The sequence below is a fragment of the Aquimarina sp. AU474 genome, from assembly GCF_900312815.1.
Classification (GTDB): Bacteria; Bacteroidota; Bacteroidia; order Flavobacteriales; family Flavobacteriaceae; genus Aquimarina.
Window position 1 is genome coordinate 52,015 of record NZ_OMPE01000008.1, and the last position, 22,047, is coordinate 74,061.

The following is a 22,047-nucleotide window of genomic DNA, read 5'->3' on the forward strand; positions in this document are numbered from 1 at the left end:
AATCGCTGCTAAATGAAACTTCTTTACATCGTAAATAGAATTGATGGTCCTGGTGGATTAGAAAGAGTACTTTCAATAAAAGCCAGTATGTTAGCAGACCATTACAATTATGATGTACATGTCGTAACACTTAATCAAAATAATAACGACCTTTTTTATAAGTTCAGTCCTAAGATAAAGTATCATGATATTACGGCAAAAGGAAATCCTTTAATTCATGCTTACAAGTATGCCATTGGTTTAAGACGGTTGATAAAAACACTTAAACCAGATGTAATAGCAGTCTGTGATGATGGTTTGAAAGGTTTTTTGGTTCCAAAAATAATTGGTAAACCGTGTCCGATGATTTACGAAAGACATGTTTCTAGAAATGCTGTTATAAAAGGAGGCAGAAAATCAATAGCCAAAAAAATATCAGATGATATTAAATCGGGATTGATGAATTTCGGAGGCCGTTCATATGATCATTTTGTGGTATTAACCAATGGGAACCTTAAGGAATGGAAATTTAAAAACCTTAAAGTAATACCAAATCCATTATCCTTTTATCCTAATGAACAAAGTTCATTACAAAACAAAAGAGTTTTGGCAGTAGGAAAGCAAAGCTTTCAAAAGGGATATGATAGATTATTAAAAAGTTGGGAGATTGTTGCCAAATCTCATCCCGATTGGACATTAGATGTTTATGGTACTATTGATAAGAATCAACAATTGGATCAATTGGCAGATCAACTAGGAATTTCTGAGAAAGTTAATTTTTATAAACCAGTAAGAAATATAGCAGAAAAATATCAAGAAGCATCAATTTATACAATGTCTTCTAGGTATGAAGGCTTTGGCATGGTATTAACAGAGGCAATGGCTTATGGCGTGCCCTGTATTTCATATGATTGCCCATATGGCCCTTCAGATATTATTTCTGATAAAGAGAATGGTTTGTTGATAGAAAATGGAGATACCGAAGCTTTTGCAGATGGGATTCTTACCTTAATTAATAATGAAGAGGAAAGAAAAACCATGGGAGCAAAAGCACGAGAAGCCGTAAAAGATTACCTTCCCGAGAAAATATCGGAAGAATGGGATAAGTTATTTAGAAGTCTAACAAATACTCGGTCGTAATGAAGATTATATTTATCATTGATCAGGTGTATTTGCATGGAGGTATCGAACGCGTACTTTCTATAAAAGCAAATTACTTTGCTTCTAAGCAAGAGAATCAAGTATTTATTCTTACTAGTGAACAAAAGAATAAAGAAGCTTGTTATCAATTTGATAATACTATTACATTTAAGGATTTAGGGATTAATTATGATAGGAGAAGGTCATATTTTCATCCTGTTAATTTAAAGAAATTACCGGGACATATAAAAAAAACAAAATCTGTAATTAAAAGTATACAACCCGATGTGGTTGTCGTATGTAGCCATAGTGCCGATACGTATTTTGTTCCTTTTATAGTGAAGAGTATACCTAAGGTAAAAGAATTTCATTATTCAAAATTTATTGAAGAAGGTAAACGCAAGAACCCCGGATTTCTTAAAAAACTATTTTTTAAATACGCAGATTATGTAGAGTCTAAATATGATAAATTAGTAATCCTTAATAAGGATGAGTCTAATTATTATAAAAGCGATAATACAAAGGTTATTCCTAATCCGTTAACATTTTACCCCGAATCAACCTCTAATTTATCTAATAATGTCATAATCACAGCAGGTAGAATTGCTCATGTAAAAGGTTACGATATACTTATTGATATATGGAAAATAGTGGCTACTCCTGGTACAAATTGGAAATTACATGTATTTGGAGATGGTGAACCAGGTTATGTACAAGAATTGCAGGATAAAATAAATAAGGAAGGATTACAAGATAGTATTTTGTTAAAAGGGTCAACAAATGATATCAAAGGAGAAATGCTAAAAGCATCTATTTTTGTAATGACATCGCATAATGAGTGTTTTCCTTTAGTATTGCTTGAAGCGCAAGCATGTGGATTACCGATAGTATCCTTTGATTGTCCTTATGGACCAAGAAACATAATTAATAAGGATACTGGGATTTTGGCACCTATATATGATAAAGAAACTTTTGCAAGTTCATTAACCCAATTGATGAATGATAACGAAAGAATCAAAGAAATGGGGAAAAATGCTAGAGAAAATTCTGGTAAATATCAACTTGAGTCAATCATGAGTATTTGGGAGAATATGTTTAATGACTTAATAATTAATTCATGAGATCATTAATTATAAATTTGTATAAGTTATTCTTATTGCCGCATCTTTTTTTGTATGCAAGAAGTAGAAATAAAAAAGATATTGATAAGGATATAGAAAGATGGGCTTCGTCCAAGGGGTTAAATGGAAGTAAGAAATCTTTATTATTAAGTTTTTTGGCAACCTCGCCAGATTTTAGAACAGTTTTTTATCATCGAAATAGGGGATTGATAGCTTCTCTTTTAAATATATATTGCAAGAAAGAAAAATATTTTAGGATAGATATAAGTACAAAATTAGGAGGAGGAATCCTTACGGGACATCCGTACAGTACTATTTTGAACGCCGATGCAATAGGAGAAAATTTTTATGTAAATCATTTAGTTACCGTAGGAGAAGTAGAAGGAAAAAGGCCTACAATAGGGGATAATGTATCTATTTATACAGGTGCAATTATCATAGGGGATATAAAGATTGGCAATAATAGTATAGTAGGGGCAGGATCTGTTGTAATCAAGGATGTGCCTGATAATTGTGTGGTTGTTGGTAACCCTGCAAAAATTATCAAAAAAGACGGTAAAAGAGTATAGCCACAAGAGTATATATTAAGAATAGGGGGTATGAATTTAGTTTTTGATATACAAAAATCTATAGAAAAGCACTATGATCGCAATGCGTTTTGTATTGGTCAAGAATATCATACATATAAAGAATTTGCACAGATAATTTCTAATATTCGAAAAACCGTAAGAAGTAAAACTGAAGAAAATGAAATTGCGATTGGGTTAGTTACCAATGACGATATACAAACATATGCTTCAATAATTGCTTTATGGCTAGAAGGTAAGGCTTATGTACCTTTAAACTCAGAATTTCCGTTGAGTAGAAATCAAATGGTTATTGGCCAAGCAGATATTAGAACAATTCTGGATTCTTCAAATGAAAAAATATTTTCAGAATATCAAACAATAACTACCAAAGAGCTTAATACATTCCCCGTGGATTTAACACCTCTTAGAGTTTCTGAAGAAAATTTGGCATATATCTTTTTTACGTCAGGAACTACAGGAACACCCAAAGGAGTGCCTATTACCTTTTCTAATTTATCAGGATTTGTAGATGCTTTCTGGGCGCTAGATTATCCTATCACCGAAGAAGATAGATGCTTACAAATGTTTGAATTAACTTTTGATCTATCGGTAATGTCCTATTTGGCTCCAATATTAAAAGGGGCTTGTGTTTATACTATTCCTAAGGAAGAGATTAAGTATAGTTATATTTTTGAATTGATGGAAGATTATGAACTTACGTTTAGTCTTATGGTACCATCAATATTACATTACTTAAGACCTTATTTTGAGGAAATTAATTGCCCTGCGCTAAAATATAGTTTGTTCTGTGGTGAAGCACTTCCTCTGGATGTTACAGAAGAATGGAGTACATGTGTTCCTAATGCTACTATTGCAAATGTATATGGCCCAACAGAATGTACAATATTTTGTACCGATTATACCTATGTGAAAAATGCCGAAAATAAAACACACAATGGTGTTTTAACTATCGGAAGAGATATGAAAAATACTTCTACGATAATTGTAGATAAGGATAATAATGAAGTGGCAGTAGGAGAAAGTGGTGAATTGTGTTTAAGTGGAGCTCAACTTACTCCAGGATATTGGAAAAACAAAACTAAAAACAAAGAAGCATTTTTTTATAAAAACTATCAGGGAAAAAATACTAGGTTTTATCGAACAGGAGATCTTTGTAATATTGATGCAGAAGGGGATATTTTATATTTAGGAAGAGTAGATTTTCAAGCAAAAATACAAGGATTTAGAGTAGAGTTATCCGAAATTGAATATCATGCAAAGGCCGCTTTAGATAAAGTAAATGCTGTTGCTGTAGCTTTTACCAATACTATTCATAATACAGAAATTGGATTGGTTATAGAATCTGAAGTTACAGATACAAAAGAACTTTTAGAATATATAAAAACTAAATTGCCTTCGTATATGATTCCTTCACAAATAAAACATGTTCAAAGTTTTCCTTTGAATACCAATGGGAAGATTGATAGAAAGAAATTAAAAGAAATGTTTAGTTAAAAAATAGAAAACGGTATGGAAATAACTACTATTAAAGAAAAAGTAAGTAATGTTTTGACCACTATTTTGGAACATAGCAATTTTGAAATGAGTGATGAGTTAACTGCTAAAGATGTAGATGGTTGGGACTCATTATCTCATATGATGATTATCACCAAAATAGAGGAAGAATTTGGTATTCGTTTTAAACTGAGAGAATTGAATAAATTAAAAAATATGGGAGCTTTGGTTTCACTAATTCAAAGTAAGTCGTAATCTGTAAAACATGGTTTTTAACTCTTTCGACTTTGTTACATTTATAATCCCTGTCCTGTTGCTGTATTGGTTAGTTTTTAAACAATCCAGTACATCTCAGAACATACTATTACTTGTATCCAGCTTATTTTTTTATGCTTGGGCCGATTGGAGGTTTCTTATACTATTAGTGATAAGCACATTGGTGAATTATTACTTGGGATTAAAAATTAATAAGGCCGAAGAGGATAAAAAGAGGAATGTATTCTTATACACTGGTGTAGTATTTAATGTAGGGTTATTATTGTATTTTAAATATGTAAATTTTTTCTACGAAGGTTTTTACGATGTACTTAATGTCTTTGGAGCGGATATAGGTCATGATACCTTAACAATTTTGTTACCCCTAGGAATTAGTTTCTTTACTTTTCAAACATTAGGATACCTTATCGATGTTAATAATGAAGAAATTGAACCTAGCACAGATATTTTAGAGTTTTCAGTGTTTGTTACTTTTTTCCCTAAAATACTTTCTGGACCTATCGAAAGAGCAGCAGGCTTGCTTCCTCAACTTTCTATAAAAAGAGAATTTTCTTATGCGGTTTTTGTAGATGGATTAAGACAGATTCTTTGGGGATTGTTTGCAAAAGTAGTAATTGCAGAAAATTGCGCTGTACTGGTTAATTCTGTTTTTGGTGATTATCAAGATCATCCGGCAAGTACATTGGTGTTACTTACTTTTTTTTATGCACTACAATTGTATGCAGATTTTTCGGGGTATTCTAATATGGCTATTGGAGTAAGTAAGTTATTTGGAATACAATTAATGCGAAATTTTTCGACTCCGTTTTTTTCTACCAATATCGCCGATTTTTGGAGAAAATGGCATATCTCACTAACAACCTGGATGATGGATTATGTATTTACACCATTATCATTCATCTTAAGAAGACAACAAAAAAAAGGGTTAATAATTTCTATTATTGCCACATTCGTTTTAGTAGGGTTTTGGCATGGCGCAAATTGGACCTTTGTAGTTTACGGGCTTTTTCATGGGATCTATTTTATCCCCTTAGTGTACTCGGGTAAAATGAATACATCAGAGGTTGTTGCTAAAGGAAAGTGGCTGCCATCTTTACAAGAACTTCTAAAAATGTTGTTGTTGTTTGTGGTTATTATGCTGACCGATGTATTTTTTCGGGCAAGTAGTATACTAGAAGCATTTGATTATTTAAGGAGAATATTTTCTTCTACCATTATAAAAGCACCTTGGGCCTTTATGAATGGTACTACCGTTATGACATTGCTATTAGTTGGTTTTTTTGTAATAGTCGAATGGATAAATCGAGAAAGAAAACACGATTTGGAAATTAGTAAATTTTCTATATACCTGAGATGGGCGTTTTATATATTCATCTTCTTATTGTTGCTTTTATTTGGAAGAAGTGCAGAAACATTCATATATTTTCAATTTTAAAGTATGGTAAAGAAATTAATCATAAAGTTAGGAATATTCAGTCTCATTTGTTTGGGTATTGTAACTTTCATATTGGTTAATTATGGAGGGTATATCGATTATTTTTATGAAAAATTTACAACTCCGGATGCTGAATCGTTGATTATTGGTGATTCGAGAAGTTTTCAAGGAGTACAGCCGGCTGTAATGGATGAGTTTTTTGAAGGGAAACAATACGATACACCTTTTTTTAATTATAGCTTTACAATAGCCCAGTCGGTCATTGGTCCTTTGTATAACCAAAGTATCCTTAGAAAATTAGATAAATCTGCAGATAATGGTATATATGTTATTTGTATTAGTCCAGAAATGCTAGCTCAGCATGAAGATTATAATAATGCAATAGGTGAGTTTAGAGAAGCAGGACAGCCTCCTCATAATATGAAGTTTGTGAGCATTAATCCTAACTATGAATATTTAGTAAAGAACTTTTCATTTTTTCATTTTAAAACATTGTTTAGGAAAAAGGCAAGAGTACACAAAAATGGGTGGTTAGAAGAAACTAATTTACCTACAGAGGACAAAATTTTTGAAGAATGGAAAGAAGCCCAAATCAATATTTTTTTGAAAGATGTAGATAAGTATGAATTATCACAAACAAGGATTCAAAGTCTTAGTGACTTAGTTACCGAGTTGGATAAATATGGACATGTGTTTTTAACAAGGATGCCTATTTCAAAAGAGTTTTTGAAATATGAAGACAAATATTTCCCTAGGTTTAATCGTATAATTGATTCGATAGCTAATTTAAAAGAGGTTAGATATTTTGATTTTAATAATGGCAAAAGAGTATATAAAACATATGATGGTCACCATGTAGATAAGTTTTCGGGTAAAGAGTTTACCAAAGTACTATGTGATTCTATTTTGCAAAGTATTGATAGAAATAAGATAATTAAAAACAGCATAGAGTAATATGAATACCTTTATTCCTATAGATTGGTATTATCCTTTGTATCTTAACTTGTGCTTTTTTCTAGTGCTGTTTACACTCCTGCATACGCGTATCCTTAATATGAGTGAGCCTAAAAATCTTTCATTCATTAATTTTACAGGATATATTCTATTAGCTTTTTTAATATTTCATATTGGGCAGAGACCTGCAAGTCATCGATTTGGAGATACTATAAATTATTATAGGACTTTTCAGCATTACAGTACCGGTGGGGAAATATTGACAGTAAATGATTACGGCTGGCATGTATTTATGAAAACTATGGCTAGTTTTACTACGATACATACCTTTTTTACCTTATGTGCTTTCTTTTACATTTTTCCAATGTATAAGATATCAAAAGTATTTTTTAAAGAGTATTGGTATTATGCATTTATAATGTTTGTAGTTTCTTTTTCTTTTTGGACCTATGGGGTTAATGGAATGAGAAATGGAGCGGCTTGCTCCTTGTTTTTGTGGGGTGTTAGTTACCACCGTAATAAAGTGATCATGAGTTTGCTATTTCTGGCAGCGTCATTTTTTCATAAAACTACGCTATTGCCCATTTTTGCATTTATTATTACTTATTTCTATAACAACCCTAAATTTTATTTTAAAGCTTGGTTAGCCTGTATTCCGCTATCATTAGCACTAGGTAGTGTATGGATTGCTCTATTTGCTAATCTAGGCTTTGGAGATGATGATAGGTTAGCAGGATATCTAACTAGTGAGGCAGCCGAGGGAACATTCTCTAGTACGGGTTTTCGATGGGATTTTTTGTTTCACAGTGCTTTTGCAGTTTTTGCAGGCTGGTATTTTGTGTTTAGAAAGAAATTTGAAGACCCTATATATAATAAACTTTTAAATACCTACCTCATTTGTAATGGTTTTTGGATCCTAGTTATTAACGCAAACTTTTCAAATAGATTTGCTTATCTATCATGGTTCATGATGGCCATAATTATTGCGTATCCATTTTTAAAACAGAAATTTTTTAAAGACCAACATTTTTTACTTGGTAAAGTAATAGTGATCTATTTTTTATTCACCTATTTCATGTATTACCTTTTTTGGGGATAACTCTTAAACTAACAACTATGAAAACGATTACAGTATTTACACCAACATATAACCGAGCTTATTGCCTGGATCAGTGTTATCAGAGTTTAATACGACAGACCAATCAGGATTTTGTATGGTTGATTATTGATGATGGTTCATCAGATAATACCGAAGAGTTAGTGAACTCTTGGATCAAAGAAAATAAGATCGCAATAGTGTATCATTTTCAAGAAAACCTAGGGATGCACGGAGGCCATAATGCAGCGTATCGTTTAATAGAAACAACACTTAACGTTTGTATAGATAGCGATGATTTTATGCCTGATGATGCCATAGAAAAAATTCTGCAAAATTGGGAAACTATTAAAGATAAACCTCAATACGCTGGTTTAGTCGGATTAGATGCGGATACCAAAGGAAACCTTATAGGTACATCAATGCCCGAAGATTTAAAAGAAACGAGATTGTATGATTTGTATCATAAACATGCTGTGCAGGGAGACAAAAAACTAGTATACCGAACAGAAGTTGTTAAAAAATATCCCCCGTATCCTATTTTTAAAGGAGAGCGATTTGTCCCGCTGGGATATCTATATCAAATGATTGATCAGGATTATAAACTTTTTCCTGTTAATGAAGTATTTTGTATTGTAGAATATTTGGCAGATGGTTCGAGTATGAACATGCTTAAACAATATAGAAGACATCCAAGAGGTTTTGCCTTTTCTAGAAAAAGTAGAATGCAATTAGGAGAGAGTTTTAAAGAACGTTTTAAGAACGCTATACATTATGTGTCGAGTTCTTTGTTTACTAAAAATGGCTCTTTCTTGAAAGAATCTCCAAGGAAATTTATAACGATTCTTGCTATACCATTTGGAGTGTTGTTAAACATGTATATAAGATTTAAAACTAAGGCAGGAGTATAATGAAGCCTATACGAGTATTGCAGGTTTTTACCATTATGAATCGTGGTGGAGCAGAGTCTATGATTATGAACTATTATAGACAGTTGGATCGTGACAAGGTTCAGTTTGATTTCTTGGTGCATAGAAAAGAGGAAGCCGCTTTTGATGATGAAATAAAAACATTGGGAGGGAAGATACATCGTTTAGACCCTATAAACCCATTGTTTCCAAAAGCATATTATGATGCGTTACGAAGCTTTTTTACTACACATAATGAATACTCAATTGTACATTCCCATCTCAATACGTTTAGTAGTTTTCCTTTAAAAATTGCTAGAGAATTTAATATACCTTGTAGAATTGCTCATGCGCACATTGCTATTGATAAGGTTAATTTTTCAAGCCTTAAAAAAGAAGGGATTAAAGAAACATTAAAAAAGATTATTAAACTTCGTTTAAAACGAAAAGTAAAAAACCATACTACACATTTGTTTTCTTGTGGTGATAAGGCTGGGAGATGGTTGTTTGGTGAGAAATCTTCTTTTCAACTCATGAACAATGCTATAGATGCAATAAAATTTGAATATAATACCACTACAAGTTTAACATACAAAAATGAACTAAATATCTCTGAAGACACTTTGGTTCTGGGGCATGTTGGGCGTTTTGCAAGTCAAAAGAATCATTCTTTTCTTATCGATGTTTTCGCTTCTTTATTAAAGCAAAAAGAAGATTGTATTTTGCTACTAGTAGGAGATGGACCATTAAAAAAAGAGATAGAGAGAAAAGTTAAAAACTTAGATATTCAAAACAAGATTCAGTTTTTGGGTGTACGTACTGATATTCCTGAGTTATTACAAGTGTTTGACATTTTCGTATTTCCTTCTTTTTACGAAGGATTACCAGTAACTTTAATTGAAGCTCAGGCTGCAGGCGTAAAAGTATTGGCTTCAGATGCGATAACAAAAGAAGTGCATTTAACAAAAGATATAGAGTTTATAAGTATAAATCAACCTGGGGATGCCGATTTATGGGCAACCAAGATTCAAAAAACTGATATCCAAAAAAAGGGGCAAAACACTGATGAAATAATAAAAGCAAATTATGATATTGTTTCTAATACAGAAATGGCGCAAAAATTTTATTTAAAACACGCTTAAAGACAATTATGGCAGGAATTAAAGAGAAAATATATAATAATCTTCCATATCCATTTAAATTCATTTTGTTAAATATCAAAGGGTATTTAAATACCAAACAACGGTATAACAAAGAATTTAAAGTCTACTTAAAAGAACATATTGATTTATGGGATGCAGATCTTGATTCTGTAACTAAGTATCAAAATGAGAAATTGTCAATAGTACTCTCAGAAGCTTTAGAGCATTCAGATTGGTATGGTGATATAATGAGAGCGTTAGGAATCACTTTACAGGATATAGAAAAGGATCCTATGCGAGTACTACAAAAAATGCCTATTTTAAAAAAGACAGATCGAAAGACTAAAGTGGATCTTATCGTAAATAAAAAAAGAGAAACGGCTATGGTAGGACATACGAGCGGAACCTCTGGCTCTCCTACGATAGATTATCTTGATTTAGATTCTATAAATGTATCCTTTGCTATATGGAAAAGGTTTCATCATGCAATCGGCGTTATTCCTGGAAATAAACAAGTTCGATTTTCGGGTAGGTTAATAGTAGATACAGAAACCAAAAAACCACCGTTTTGGGTGTATAATTACTTTGAGAAGCAATTATTGATGTCTACTTATCATCTTACAGCTGATAATTTAGGTAGTTATATCAAGAAATTAAACAAATTTAAACCAGAACTAATAGATGGTTATCCATCTGCAATTTATATTATTAGTAAGTATATTAATAAGCAAAATATTTCCTTAAGTTTTACTCCTAAAGCTATTGCTGTTACTGCAGAAACATTATACGATTATCAGCGAATAGAAATTGAAAAAGCATTTAATTGTCATGTTTTTAACCAGTATGCATCTAGTGAAGGTAGTCCGTTTATAACAGAATGTGTAAAAGGTAATCTGCACCTCAATTTGGATTCTGGAGTCTTTGAATTTATAAATACTAAGGGAGAACCTGCCCAGGCAGGTGAAATTGCTAAATTAGTAGTAACGAGTTTTATCAATTATAAAACTCCTTTAATTAGATATGATATAGGAGATACGGTACTGCTATCTAAAGAGGAAGAACAATGTGATTGCGGTTGTAAAATGCCCATTATTGAAAAAATAATAGGAAGAGAAGATGATATCCTTTGGACAGAGGAGAAAGGGTATGTAGGAAGGATGGATACCGCTTATAAAGGCTTAAAAGGTATTGTCAAAAGTCAAATTATACAAGAAACCCCAGAAAAGATCATAGTTAATCTAATTGCTGATACCGATTTTGATGACCCTATGAAACAGCAGTTGTTAGGTAACCTAAAGGATAGGCTAGGACAAAAAATAGAATATCAAATAAACGAAGTTGATGATATTGTATTAGGACCAAATGGGAAGTTTGATGCAGTAAAGAGAAATTTTGAATTAGAATTCTAACCCCTATGAAGTTGAATTCATTAAAACTAAAATAATACATTGACAATCTTACATATTATAACGGGATTAAGTGGTGGCGGAGCCGAACATATGGTCTTAGAGTTGGCCGGACAAACTGTGGGCACCAAAAACAAAACTATGGCAGTAGCTGTTTCTAATAGAAAACAAATACTCCATAAGTTTGAAGAAAAAGGAATAGAATGTCATTTTTTAAATATTACTTCTCCTAAATCCTTACTCCCTGGATTAAGACACTTAAAAAAAATTATAAAAAACGAGAAAGATGTCGTTTTCCATTGCCATATGTTTCATGCTTTTGCAATAGGTTTATTATGTAAGGTCTTTTTCAAGAATGCGCCCATCGTATTTACATTGCATACCAATAAGGTTAAGCAGTTATACCGACGATTGTTGTTGTTTGTAACCAAAGTTTTTAGAAAAAGTGATATCATTTTTAGTAATAATTCAAAAAAATGGTATTTAAAAAATAGTATTGCGATACCTAATGGTGTAGACACAAGAAGATTTGATAATACGATCAAAAAACAACAACAACCCTTTGTGTTTTTGTTTTTAGGAAGATTAACCGAACCTAAAAATCCATTATTTTTGGTTGAATTAGTGAAACGTCTTGTAGATCATAATCACACGGATTTTGTAATCAATGTAGTTGGGGATGGAGGATTTCGAACAAAACTTGAAGCTGCGATTAAGCAAAATGCCGCCTCTAAGTATATAAAATTATTTGGCCATCAGGATAATGTAGCAGATTACTTAAGGGATGCCAATTGTTTGTTGATTACATCACTTTGGGAAGGTATGCCAGTTTCGATTATAGAAGCGGGAGCTTCTAAATTACCAGTGATATCCACACCTGTAGGAAGTATTCCGGATTTTTTGAATGATGATAATGCTTATGTATCTAATTTAGATAATTTTCATGAAGCTACAATATCTGTATTAACCAATTATAATACTGCCATACAAAAGGCAGAACATCTGTATACATTGGTTATGGATAAATATGATATCGACGCAATCTATAAGTTGCATGTAGATCTTTATCAAAGTGTAATTAAATGATAGAAATTATAGAATAAAACAGTATGCTTTTTAACTCTTTCGATTTTTTTATCTTTTTACCCATCGTTCTCATACTGTATTGGGTTTTAGTTAAGAATATTAGGTTACAAAATATACTCTTGTTAGTGGCTAGTTATGTTTTCTACGGCTGGTGGGATTGGCGTTTTCTTTCTTTAATTGCGCTTAGTACGATAACAGATTATATAGTTGGGTTTAGAATACAAAATGCTAGCACCCAATATGTAAAAAAGAGATGGCTTTGGGTTAGTATTGTATTCAATATAGGTCTGCTAGGTTTTTTTAAATATTTCAATTTCTTCATAGATTCATGGGTAGATCTGTTAGCCTCGATTGGTTATCAATCTCAAAATGTTTGGATGTTAAATATCTTACTACCTGTTGGTATTTCTTTTTATACATTTCAAACAATGTCATACTCTATTGATATTTATAAAGGAAAATTAAAACCGACAAAGAATTTTATTGCTTTTGCTGCTTTTGTTTCGTTTTTTCCGCAATTGGTGGCAGGTCCTATTGAGAGAGCAACTAATTTATTGCCACAATTTTTGAAAAAGAGAGAGTTTACCTATAAAGCTTTTTCTTATGGTATTAAATTAATGATCTGGGGTTTCTTTCTAAAATTAGTTGTAGCAGATAGAGCTGCAATCTATGTTAATGCTGTTTTTAATAATATCGAAAATCATGATGGTTTAAGTTTTATTGTAGCTACATTGTTTTTTGCTTTTCAGATTTATGGCGATTTTGCTGGGTATTCCTTAATTGCTATTGGTACAGCCAAACTATTTGGATTTGATTTAATGACCAATTTTAGACGTCCTTATTTTTCGGCTTCGGTAGGCGAATTTTGGACCAGGTGGCATATTTCTTTATCTACTTGGTTTAGAGATTATTTGTATATCCCATTAGGAGGGAATAGAGTAGTTAAATCTCGATGGCTTTTTAATCTATTTATTACCTTTTTGATTAGTGGGTTATGGCATGGCGCTAACTGGACATTTGTTATTTGGGGTGCTTTAAATGGAATATATTTGATTATTGAAGCGCTACTTTTTAAGAAAAATAGAAAGGGACTACTTAATGTGTTTGTAACATTTTGTTTGATCAATTTTGCATGGATATTCTTTAGAGCTAATACTTTAGAGAATGCAATATACATTATACGAGATATTTTTACTACTCCAGGAAGATTGTATATAGGTAGTGGTGATGATATCGCCGCATCTCTGTATGCCACTCTTGCAATTATGATACTTCTTGTGATCGAAACTAAGAAAGAATATTTTAATAGGATTTTTTCAATCTCTAAGAATAAACTTGAAGTCGTAAGATTGACAGGGTATGCATTAGTGGTATTTATAATTTTATATTTTGGAGTATTTGGAGAAAGTCAATTTATATATTTTCAATTCTAGAAGATGATCAAGAAAGACTATAAAATATCACTATTGAAAATTGTAAAATTCCTAATCATTTTACTAATTGTAGATTTTGCATTAGGAACAATTTCGCAGTATGTTTTTTTTAATCAGAAAACGGGTAAATATGCTAGAGCAACTCATGCTATTGAGAAAACAGAAGCAAAGGTTTTAATATTTGGCAGTTCTCATGCTCATCGTCATTATATACCCGAAGTATTAGAAAAAGAACTACAAACATCTTCTTATAATGCAGGTGCCGAAGGGCAGCAGTTATTGTATCATTCTGCTCTTCAAAAAATGATTTTAAAAAGAACAAAACCAGATGTGATCATATTAAATGTGGATGAAGATTTTTTATATGGATCTCAAGCTGCATACGATAGACTTAGTGATCTGCATCCATATTATGCCAATCATAGGGAAGATCTAAAACCTATATTAGAACAACAATCAAGGTTTGTGGATTTTAAACTTTTTTTTAAATCTTACCAAACAAACTCGACTTTGGTACACGCGATAAGGTACTACTTATCTCCTCAAATTGATTTTAAGGGCTATAGGCCATTGTATGGTAAGTTAAGTGCGTCGAATAAGTTGAAGATGGTAGAAACTGATGAGATCGAAACGGTAATAGACCAAAATTTTGTTACTGGATTTAAATCGTTTATTGCTAAGGCTAAGGATAATAATATAAAATTAGTAATGGTGACATCACCTAATTTGGTTCAAGTAGATCATACCAACAATAAATCATTAAGTATGATAACCGAGATTATAAAAAATGAGCAGGTTACATTTATTGATTTTTTTAACTCTAAACAATTTTTGAACAGGTATGAATTGTTTCATGATAGTTCGCATTTAAATAATGACGGAGCAACATTGTTTAGTAGTTTATTAGCAGAAGAAATAAAAAAAATGAAATTATAGTTTGATAATATTAAAGGCGGTAAAACACCTAATTAAGTATGAATTTTAGAATTACAAGGATATATGCTTTTTAACTCATTAGAATTTTTCATCTTTTTACCTATTGTATTTTTGTTATACTGGTTTGTGGTAAATAAAAACCTGAAACTTCAGAATTTTTTAATTCTAGTCGCCAGTTATGTTTTTTATGGATGGTGGGATTACAGATTTTTGTCTTTAATAGCGCTAAGTACAGTAGTTGATTATTTTATTGGCCTTAATATTAAAGGATCAGATAATCAAAAAATTAGAAAAAGATGGTTGGTGCTTAGTGCATTATTTAACTTAGGATTATTGGGCTTTTTTAAATATTACAATTTCTTTATCGAATCCTGGATAGACGCATTGGCATCGGTAGGATATCAACTCGAAAACACTTGGACATTAAAAGTAATTCTTCCTGTAGGTATTTCTTTTTATACATTTCAAACCATGTCCTATTCTATAGATATCTATAGAAAAAAGCTAGAACCTACTAGAGATTTTGTCGCTTTCGCGGCTTTCGTATCATTTTTCCCACAATTGGTGGCGGGACCCATAGAACGGGCATCTAATTTATTACCGCAGATGTTACATCAACGTAAGTTTGATAAACTTAAAAGCATTAAGGGGATTGAACTTATCGTTTGGGGGATGTTTAAAAAGGTAGTTATAGCAGATTCTTTTGCACCAATTGTAAATGATATTTTTTCGAACTATGCAGATTTTTCGGGAGGCACGCTCATTTTAGGAGCAATTTTCTTCGCATTTCAGATATATTGTGATTTTAGTGGATATTCAGATATTGCGATTGGGACAGCAAAATTGTTTGGATTTGATCTCATGACCAATTTTAATTTTCCATATTTCTCACGTAGTATAGGAGAATTTTGGCGAAAATGGCATATTTCATTATCTACTTGGTTTCGAGATTATTTATACATTCCTTTAGGAGGTTCCAAAGTAGGAAAACTAATAGGGATTAGAAATGTGTTCGCTATTTTTCTGGTCAGTGGATTTTGGCATGGTGCAAATTGGACGTTTATCGTATGGGGAGGTATTCATGCGCTTTTATTTATACCGTCATTTTTACTAGGTACAAATAGAAGACATCTAGATGATGGTGCTAAAGAAAAAAGCGTATTGATATATATTAAAGATTTCGCTCAAGTATTATTTACCTTTTTTGTAGTTACGATTGCTTGGGTATTTTTTAGGGCAGATTCGATTACCGATGCAATGCAGTATATAAAAGGAATAAATTCTTTTAAAGTAGATACTTCCAGCTTTATTATTTTTTCAGATGTTTTATTGATTATCGTGTTGTTGGTATTAGATTTTATGAGATATAAAAACATTAGAATTCATTTTATTTTTTGGATTCTTATGGCAATGGCAATTATAGGATCGCTGAATAGAGAGATACAAGCAGAGTTTATTTATTTTCAATTTTAAGTATATGAAGTACGTAAAGAAAATAGTAGTTTATATTATAGTTTTAGAAATTTTGAATCTCATTGTAGGAGTATTTTCAAATGGAACAGATGCTTTTTTACCCTTAACTGGCTTTAATGATCCACCATTGTATTATGATATGGATTCATTATACGGTGTTACACGCCAAAAGAACTCTAAACAAATGATAAACTATCCGTGGGGAGGTGTAGTGAATCAAATCAACGCTCATGGATTTAGAGATGATGAGTTTAATAAAGGAGGTGTTTTGGTCCTTGGTAATTCTTTTGTAGAAGGCTTTGGGATGGATAACAAAGATAGATTTTCTGAAGTATTGGAAGAAAAGTTAAACACGCCGATCAATAATGCAGGATCTGGTGGAGTTTGGACTCCTGTGCAAGGAATTGTTTTATTAAAACATCTACTGAATGATGAAAAACTGAAATTTGATAAAGTTATTTTTGTTATGACACCTGGTGAAGTAGCGAATATCGGAAAACGTAACCCTAAGAGCGATGCCAATAGGAGTTTCCCATATAAAAACGGAGAGGAGATTACATTTTATAAGGCGAAAGCGAATAGTTTTGGTACTAGTTTGTCTCTTACTAGTAAAGTAAAAAGGTTTAGTAAAAGTCTATTGGTGTTTAAGATATATAATATGTTTAAATATTACGGTACGGCAAAAAATAAACAAAAAAATGTAGATTTTAATCAGGAGAACTTGGATTGGGTTGTTAGAAAAATTGAAGAGCAAAAACTAAATGATATAGTAGAGGTTGTAGTTATTAATAATTTAGGAAGAATTCACCTTAATGGTATTACGGATTATAAATCCGATTCATCACAAGTGAACTTTAATGTTATTGAATTTCCTGATGACCTTAATAATTATTTTGTAGCTAATGGTCATTTAAATGAAAAAGGGAATAAAATCCTAGCAGATTTGTTATATCCAATTGTTAAGTGAGAAAGTAATATGAAATAAAAAAATCCCAAGTTTTTGACTTGGGATTTTTTTTATGTGAGAGAAAGATATGTATTTAATTATTACAAGTATTATCATTAGCGATCACAATATTTGTTCCCGCCGCTTTTTGATCAATACAATCTAGGTTTGTACCTATTACTGTAATGTTATTTAATCCAATATTTAAATTACTACAGCCTTCTTGGATGATAATTCCGTCTCGACCAGTAGACTCTATTGTATTACTATTAATATTGATGTTTTTGGCATTTACTAGGATCATACCTTCTTTTGTTCTGTTTCCGATAAAATCGATTCCATTGGTACGACTAATAGTCGTCGAATGTGCAAAATCATTATCTGTTATGGTTGTTTTAAAAGCTGCAGCTTCGGCACCTTCATTTACGGCAACCATCTTGATACTTTCCCTGTCTACCTTAACTACATTGTTATTTCTAAAAGTAACATTATCCATAGTAGTAAGGTTACCAAAAATTGCTATACTAGCATTTCTATCACTAGTAAGCGTATTATTGTAGATATCAAAGTTCTTAATATCTTTAGGTTGTATACCTACACTAAAATCTTCGATAGTATTGCCATAAATCTCCATATCTCTTTGATATGCTGCTATACCAATATTATGACTGATAATTCTATTATTGGCAATAACGTTATTATAGGTGTCAGAAGAATTAGGATGTCCTGTTGTAATCCCTGCCCCGATATTATCATCTGCAGCGGCTTTAATAGTATTTCCTATAATCTTTATGTCATGCCCAGCTCCAATTGCAATACCATCCTCAAGGTCGTTATTTTCTATAGTCACATCTTCACCAATTGCGATAACAAAGGCTCCAAATTTACTACCTCTTTCGGTATTGTTTCTTAGGGTAATATCATATGCCTTTTCATAAAGAATTAAGTTACCAGCATCATCTCTACTTCTAAATGCTTCTACATCTAATGCAACTCCTGGTGCTTTTCCAGGAGAACCTGGCATATCAATACCAGCATTTAAGAATGTACAACCTTCGACAAGGATATTAAATCCATCTGTTATTGATACATTGTTTCTTCTATTACTATCAAATGTACAGTTAGTAAATCTTATATTATTCGATGGCACATAATTAGGTTGAAAAGTAAAGTTTACACTGTTTACATTACCACCATCACCAGTTCCGTATGCCATTTTTACACCTTCGATATCTACATTGTTTCCTCCATGAACCATAAGTACCATTCCAAAAGCATGAGGTCCTGATTCTGTATTATCATCATGTTCCTTACGGTCACCATAAAGATTTCCACCAATTACCTTTACATTAGATACTTCCCTAATAGCCAATAAAACATAGTTTTTACTTGTGTTTGGTTGTACTCTTAGATAAGTATTATCTGTCATTCTAAGAGTAAAATCAGAAGGGACATTGATAGATTCTACAGAAGGGTAGAAGTTTTGATTTGCAGTAGTACTAGTTACTGTAGTTACTTCAAAATAAGCATCGAATTTGTCTATATCAAAGGTCGTTGCTCCTAACTCCTTTGTGAAATTCATTAAATTTTCTAAGTTGGTGTTATTTTTTAAAGCAATATCTTTAGTTGTTCTCCCTTGTACGATATTTTTCCATCTGGTTGGAATAAACTTAAAGGTAGGATCTTTTAGGGTCAAATCTCCTGTTAGTTCAAGGTCAGAATTCATAATTCGACCATCGATATATCCACCAGAGAAATTTAAAGTACCATTAATGATTAATCCACCATCAAAATCAAAATTTGCATTTGCAGGTAAATTTATAGTTTCTCCTTTAAGGTCTAACATACAGTCTATAACGGTTGTGCTGTTGGCTGTAAGATTCTTTAAATCAAAATCACAGGGAGTAGTAGTAACATCTGGATCTGGGTCTGGGTCTGGATCGGGATCTGGGTCCGGATCGGGATTTTCTGTTCCTTCTGGAAGGACTTCTTCAAAGTTTTCATTACTGCATGATATCACGCTTAATGCGCAGAAAACCAATACAAAATAAGATAATTTCTTCATGGGGGGCTATTTATAGTTATTCTATTTGGGGTTTAATCTGTGTTCTACAACGTAAATTGAATGAAACTATTGTATTATTATTGATAAAAACTGTTAAAATTTACATAATATAATTAATTGATATATAAAGCCTTAGGTAATTACGGTTTAACCGTAATGAAAATTACCAATTAGGGGCTTTTACCTGTATATTGTCAAATTTTTTACAATTATTTTTGAAATTAAATAATTCGTGATTTTTGGAGGTTAGAAAAAGGTAAATTCTTCAATAAAAGTGTGAGTTATATCTATATTTGCAATCGAATTGTAAAGAGGTAACATGAGCCCACTTTATTTTAAGGTAAAAATATGAGTAAAATTATTCGTGTAACTACAATACCAAAATCATTAGGGGGGTTACTGAAAGGACAACTTAAATTCATGTCCCAATATTACGAAGTAATTGGGATATCGGGAAAAGGAGAAGGGAGATTAGAAAGAGTATCCCAAGAAGAAGGAGTACAGGTTATACCTATAGAAATGACTCGTAAAATAACTCCTATTCAAGATTTAAAAGCTGTTTATGAGTTGTATAAGGTTTTTAGAAAAGAAAAACCAGAAATAGTACATAGTCATACACCCAAAGCCGGAACTTTGGCCATGCTTGCTGCAAAATTAGCAAGAGTACCACATAGGTTGCACACAATAGCTGGGTTACCCCTGTTAGAGGCTACAGGTGCAAAAAGAACATTGCTAGATGTTGTAGAGAAAATAACATATGGTTGTGCAACAATGATTTACCCAAACTCTTTTGGTCTTAAAGATATTATTCTTCAAAATAAATATACTACGCAAAAGAAACTAAAAGTCATTGCTAATGGAAGTTCTAACGGAATAGATACTTCTTTTTTTGATCCAGCTTTATATACTAAAGAAGACAACCTTAAATTAAGAGAAGAGTTACAAATATCAACTACGGATAAGGTGATTATTTATGTGGGAAGATTAGTAAAAGATAAAGGGATAAATGAATTAGTAAATGCATTTAAAAAAATAAGTTTTGAAGATGATACAGTTAAATTACTGCTCGTAGGGATATACGAAAAAGACTTAGATCCATTATTACCAGAAATAGAAAGTGAAATAGAGAACAATCCAAATATTATATTTGTAGGGTGGCAAAACGATGTTAGACCATATTTTGCAATATCAGATATTTTAGGTTTCCCGAGTTATAGAGAAGGGTTTCCTAATGTGGTTATGCAAGCCGCTTCGATGGGATTAGCGAGTATTGTTACAGATATTAATGGTTGTAATGAAATTATAACCAAAGATGATAATGGTATAATTATACCTGCAAAAGATACCGAAGCACTTTTTGAGAGTATTCAAAAATTAACAAAAGATAATATGTTTAGACTCAAATTGGCAGGAAATGCGAGAGAATCTATAACCAAAAGATATGAATGTAAACATGTATGGGAAGAATTGTTAAAAGAATATCAATCACTTACTAACTAACAAACTGTTTTTAAGTATGAAAAGAAAATGGAAGTTGTTACAAAAGAGGGTGTCTGTTGTTTTAAAGGATGACTCTAAAAAAGGTTTTTTTAAAATTTTTAAGGAAGCCATTGTTTTTTGGATTGTAAAAAAAGAATTCCCTAATTTTTATTTTGGAAAGTTTTTATATCGAAAAGATATTAAAAATTATACTGATTACTTAAGTAGTAAAGAAGTTGATAAAATCACACTTTCTAAGAATTTACATCGTTACCAATATGCTTCTTTACTGAGAAATAAATTGGCTTTTGCAATGTATATGGAAAAAAACAATATGCCAGTTCCACCAATGATTTCGTATAACCTCGGCGGTAGATTTTTTTATCAATCCAAAGTGCACGTGATTTCAAATAAGGAAGAATTAAAAGAATATTTCAAAAACCTTTTTGGCCAAACGGCAAAAACAAAAGTTTTTGTAAAGGCTATTACCGAAATGGGAGGAGTAGGTGCATATTTAATTACTCAAGAAAATTTGGATGAAGAAATAGAAAAAAATGGAGCTTATATTTTAAAAAACGATTGTATTCATCAAGAAGTAATCGTACAGCATGAGCGTATTAATAAATTATATCCCAATAGTGTAAATACAATCCGCTTTGATACCTATATGGATAAAAATAATAAGATACATATTTTATCAAGCTATATGCGTTTTGGAAGAGGGGGAAGCGTTTTAGATAATAGTAATTCTGGAGGGTTTTGGGTTTCTATAGATGTACAAAAAGGAGAGCTCGTAGATAAGAGTCATCAAATGATGAAATATGGAGGGGGACGATTTGATAGACATCCCGATACGGGAACTGAATTTGATGGTTATAAAATTCCTTATTTTCAAGAAGCATGTGATTTGATACAAGAATGTGTAACTCATATACCGGATAAAATTATAGGCTGGGATATTGCAATCAGTTCAGAAGGCCCAGTTATTATAGAAGGAAATGATAATAACTCGCTTTTGGGACCAGATATTACGTTTGGAGGATTTTGTAAACATCCTTTGTATAAGGAAATTATGGAAGAAGCTTAAT

19 protein-coding genes are annotated in these 22,047 nt (G+C 31.7%); 18 read left to right on the forward strand and 1 reads right to left on the reverse strand.

All coding sequences use genetic code 11. The features are described 5' to 3' along the window. Positions 1-12 precede the first annotated feature (12 nt). The 16 genes from DK508_RS10055 (at position 13) to DK508_RS10130 (ending at position 17,436) form a co-directional block, all read left to right on the forward strand. Positions 13-1,119 (forward strand): glycosyltransferase family 4 protein, encoded by a 1,107-nt coding sequence (locus tag DK508_RS10055; protein WP_109300635.1) that lies wholly within the window; start codon positions 13-15, stop codon positions 1,117-1,119. Next, positions 1,119-2,240, forward strand: coding sequence for a glycosyltransferase family 4 protein (locus tag DK508_RS10060; RefSeq protein ID WP_109300636.1), 1,122 nt, complete (start codon positions 1,119-1,121; stop codon positions 2,238-2,240). Before DK508_RS10055 ends, DK508_RS10060 begins: the two co-directional genes overlap by 1 nt. Further along, positions 2,237-2,809, forward strand: coding sequence for a serine O-acetyltransferase (locus DK508_RS21550; protein ID WP_109300637.1), 573 nt, complete (start codon positions 2,237-2,239; stop codon positions 2,807-2,809). Before DK508_RS10060 ends, DK508_RS21550 begins: the two co-directional genes overlap by 4 nt. Positions 2,810-2,839: 30 nt before the next feature. Then, a complete protein-coding gene (locus DK508_RS10070) occupies positions 2,840-4,324 on the forward strand; it encodes an amino acid adenylation domain-containing protein (RefSeq protein WP_109300638.1) in 1,485 nt (494 codons plus the stop codon). 15 nt (positions 4,325-4,339) lie between these two features. After that, on the forward strand, positions 4,340-4,579 hold the full coding sequence (locus DK508_RS10075) for an acyl carrier protein (RefSeq protein ID WP_109300639.1): 240 nt from the start codon (positions 4,340-4,342) through the stop codon (positions 4,577-4,579). A gap of 10 nt (positions 4,580-4,589) precedes the next feature. After that, positions 4,590-6,035, forward strand: a complete 1,446-nt coding sequence (locus DK508_RS10080) for an MBOAT family protein (protein ID WP_109300640.1) — start codon at positions 4,590-4,592, stop codon at positions 6,033-6,035. Positions 6,036-6,038: 3 nt separating this feature from the next. Then, complete coding sequence (locus DK508_RS10085; protein ID WP_160114647.1) at positions 6,039-6,989, forward strand: hypothetical protein; 951 nt, start codon at positions 6,039-6,041, stop codon at positions 6,987-6,989. A gap of 1 nt (position 6,990) precedes the next feature. Next, positions 6,991-8,088 (forward strand): EpsG family protein, encoded by a 1,098-nt coding sequence (locus DK508_RS10090; protein WP_109300642.1) that lies wholly within the window; start codon positions 6,991-6,993, stop codon positions 8,086-8,088. A gap of 17 nt (positions 8,089-8,105) precedes the next feature. Beyond that, positions 8,106-8,996 carry a glycosyltransferase family 2 protein gene (locus DK508_RS10095; protein WP_109300643.1) on the forward strand — a complete coding sequence of 297 codons (891 nt, stop codon included), beginning with the start codon at positions 8,106-8,108 and terminating at the stop codon, positions 8,994-8,996. Next, the gene (locus DK508_RS10100) at positions 8,996-10,135 is read left to right on the forward strand and encodes a glycosyltransferase family 1 protein (protein ID WP_109300644.1); all 1,140 of its coding nucleotides are present in this window, start codon (positions 8,996-8,998) and stop codon (positions 10,133-10,135) included. Before DK508_RS10095 ends, DK508_RS10100 begins: the two co-directional genes overlap by 1 nt. 8 nt (positions 10,136-10,143) lie before the next feature. After that, a complete protein-coding gene (locus DK508_RS10105; RefSeq protein WP_109300645.1) occupies positions 10,144-11,544 on the forward strand; it encodes a phenylacetate--CoA ligase family protein in 1,401 nt (466 codons plus the stop codon). Between the two features lie 39 nt (positions 11,545-11,583). After that, positions 11,584-12,627, forward strand: a complete 1,044-nt coding sequence (locus DK508_RS10110; RefSeq protein ID WP_109300646.1) for a glycosyltransferase — start codon at positions 11,584-11,586, stop codon at positions 12,625-12,627. Between the two features lie 125 nt (positions 12,628-12,752). Then, a complete protein-coding gene (locus tag DK508_RS10115) occupies positions 12,753-14,060 on the forward strand; it encodes an MBOAT family protein (protein WP_370443840.1) in 1,308 nt (435 codons plus the stop codon). Positions 14,061-14,063: 3 nt separating this feature from the next. Next, positions 14,064-14,996: a hypothetical protein gene (locus DK508_RS10120; protein ID WP_109300648.1), complete on the forward strand. Its 933-nt coding sequence runs from the start codon at positions 14,064-14,066 to the stop codon at positions 14,994-14,996. Positions 14,997-15,059: 63 nt separating this feature from the next. Beyond that, a complete protein-coding gene (locus tag DK508_RS10125) occupies positions 15,060-16,469 on the forward strand; it encodes an MBOAT family protein (RefSeq protein ID WP_109300649.1) in 1,410 nt (469 codons plus the stop codon). Positions 16,470-16,473: 4 nt separating this feature from the next. Then, positions 16,474-17,436 carry a hypothetical protein gene (locus DK508_RS10130; protein WP_109300650.1) on the forward strand — a complete coding sequence of 321 codons (963 nt, stop codon included), beginning with the start codon at positions 16,474-16,476 and terminating at the stop codon, positions 17,434-17,436. Positions 17,437-17,509: 73 nt separating this feature from the next. Here the strand turns inward: DK508_RS10130 and DK508_RS10135 are convergent, their stop codons facing one another. Further along, the gene (locus DK508_RS10135; RefSeq protein ID WP_109300651.1) at positions 17,510-19,480 is read right to left on the reverse strand and encodes a right-handed parallel beta-helix repeat-containing protein; all 1,971 of its coding nucleotides are present in this window, start codon (positions 19,478-19,480) and stop codon (positions 17,510-17,512) included. A 348-nt stretch (positions 19,481-19,828) separates the two neighbouring features. On the opposite strand from DK508_RS10135, the gene DK508_RS10140 reads away from it, so the two are divergent. Next, positions 19,829-20,980 carry a glycosyltransferase family 4 protein gene (locus tag DK508_RS10140; protein ID WP_109300652.1) on the forward strand — a complete coding sequence of 384 codons (1,152 nt, stop codon included), beginning with the start codon at positions 19,829-19,831 and terminating at the stop codon, positions 20,978-20,980. 16 nt (positions 20,981-20,996) lie between these two features. Then, positions 20,997-22,046, forward strand: coding sequence for a sugar-transfer associated ATP-grasp domain-containing protein (locus DK508_RS10145; protein ID WP_109300653.1), 1,050 nt, complete (start codon positions 20,997-20,999; stop codon positions 22,044-22,046). Position 22,047 lies beyond the last annotated feature (1 nt).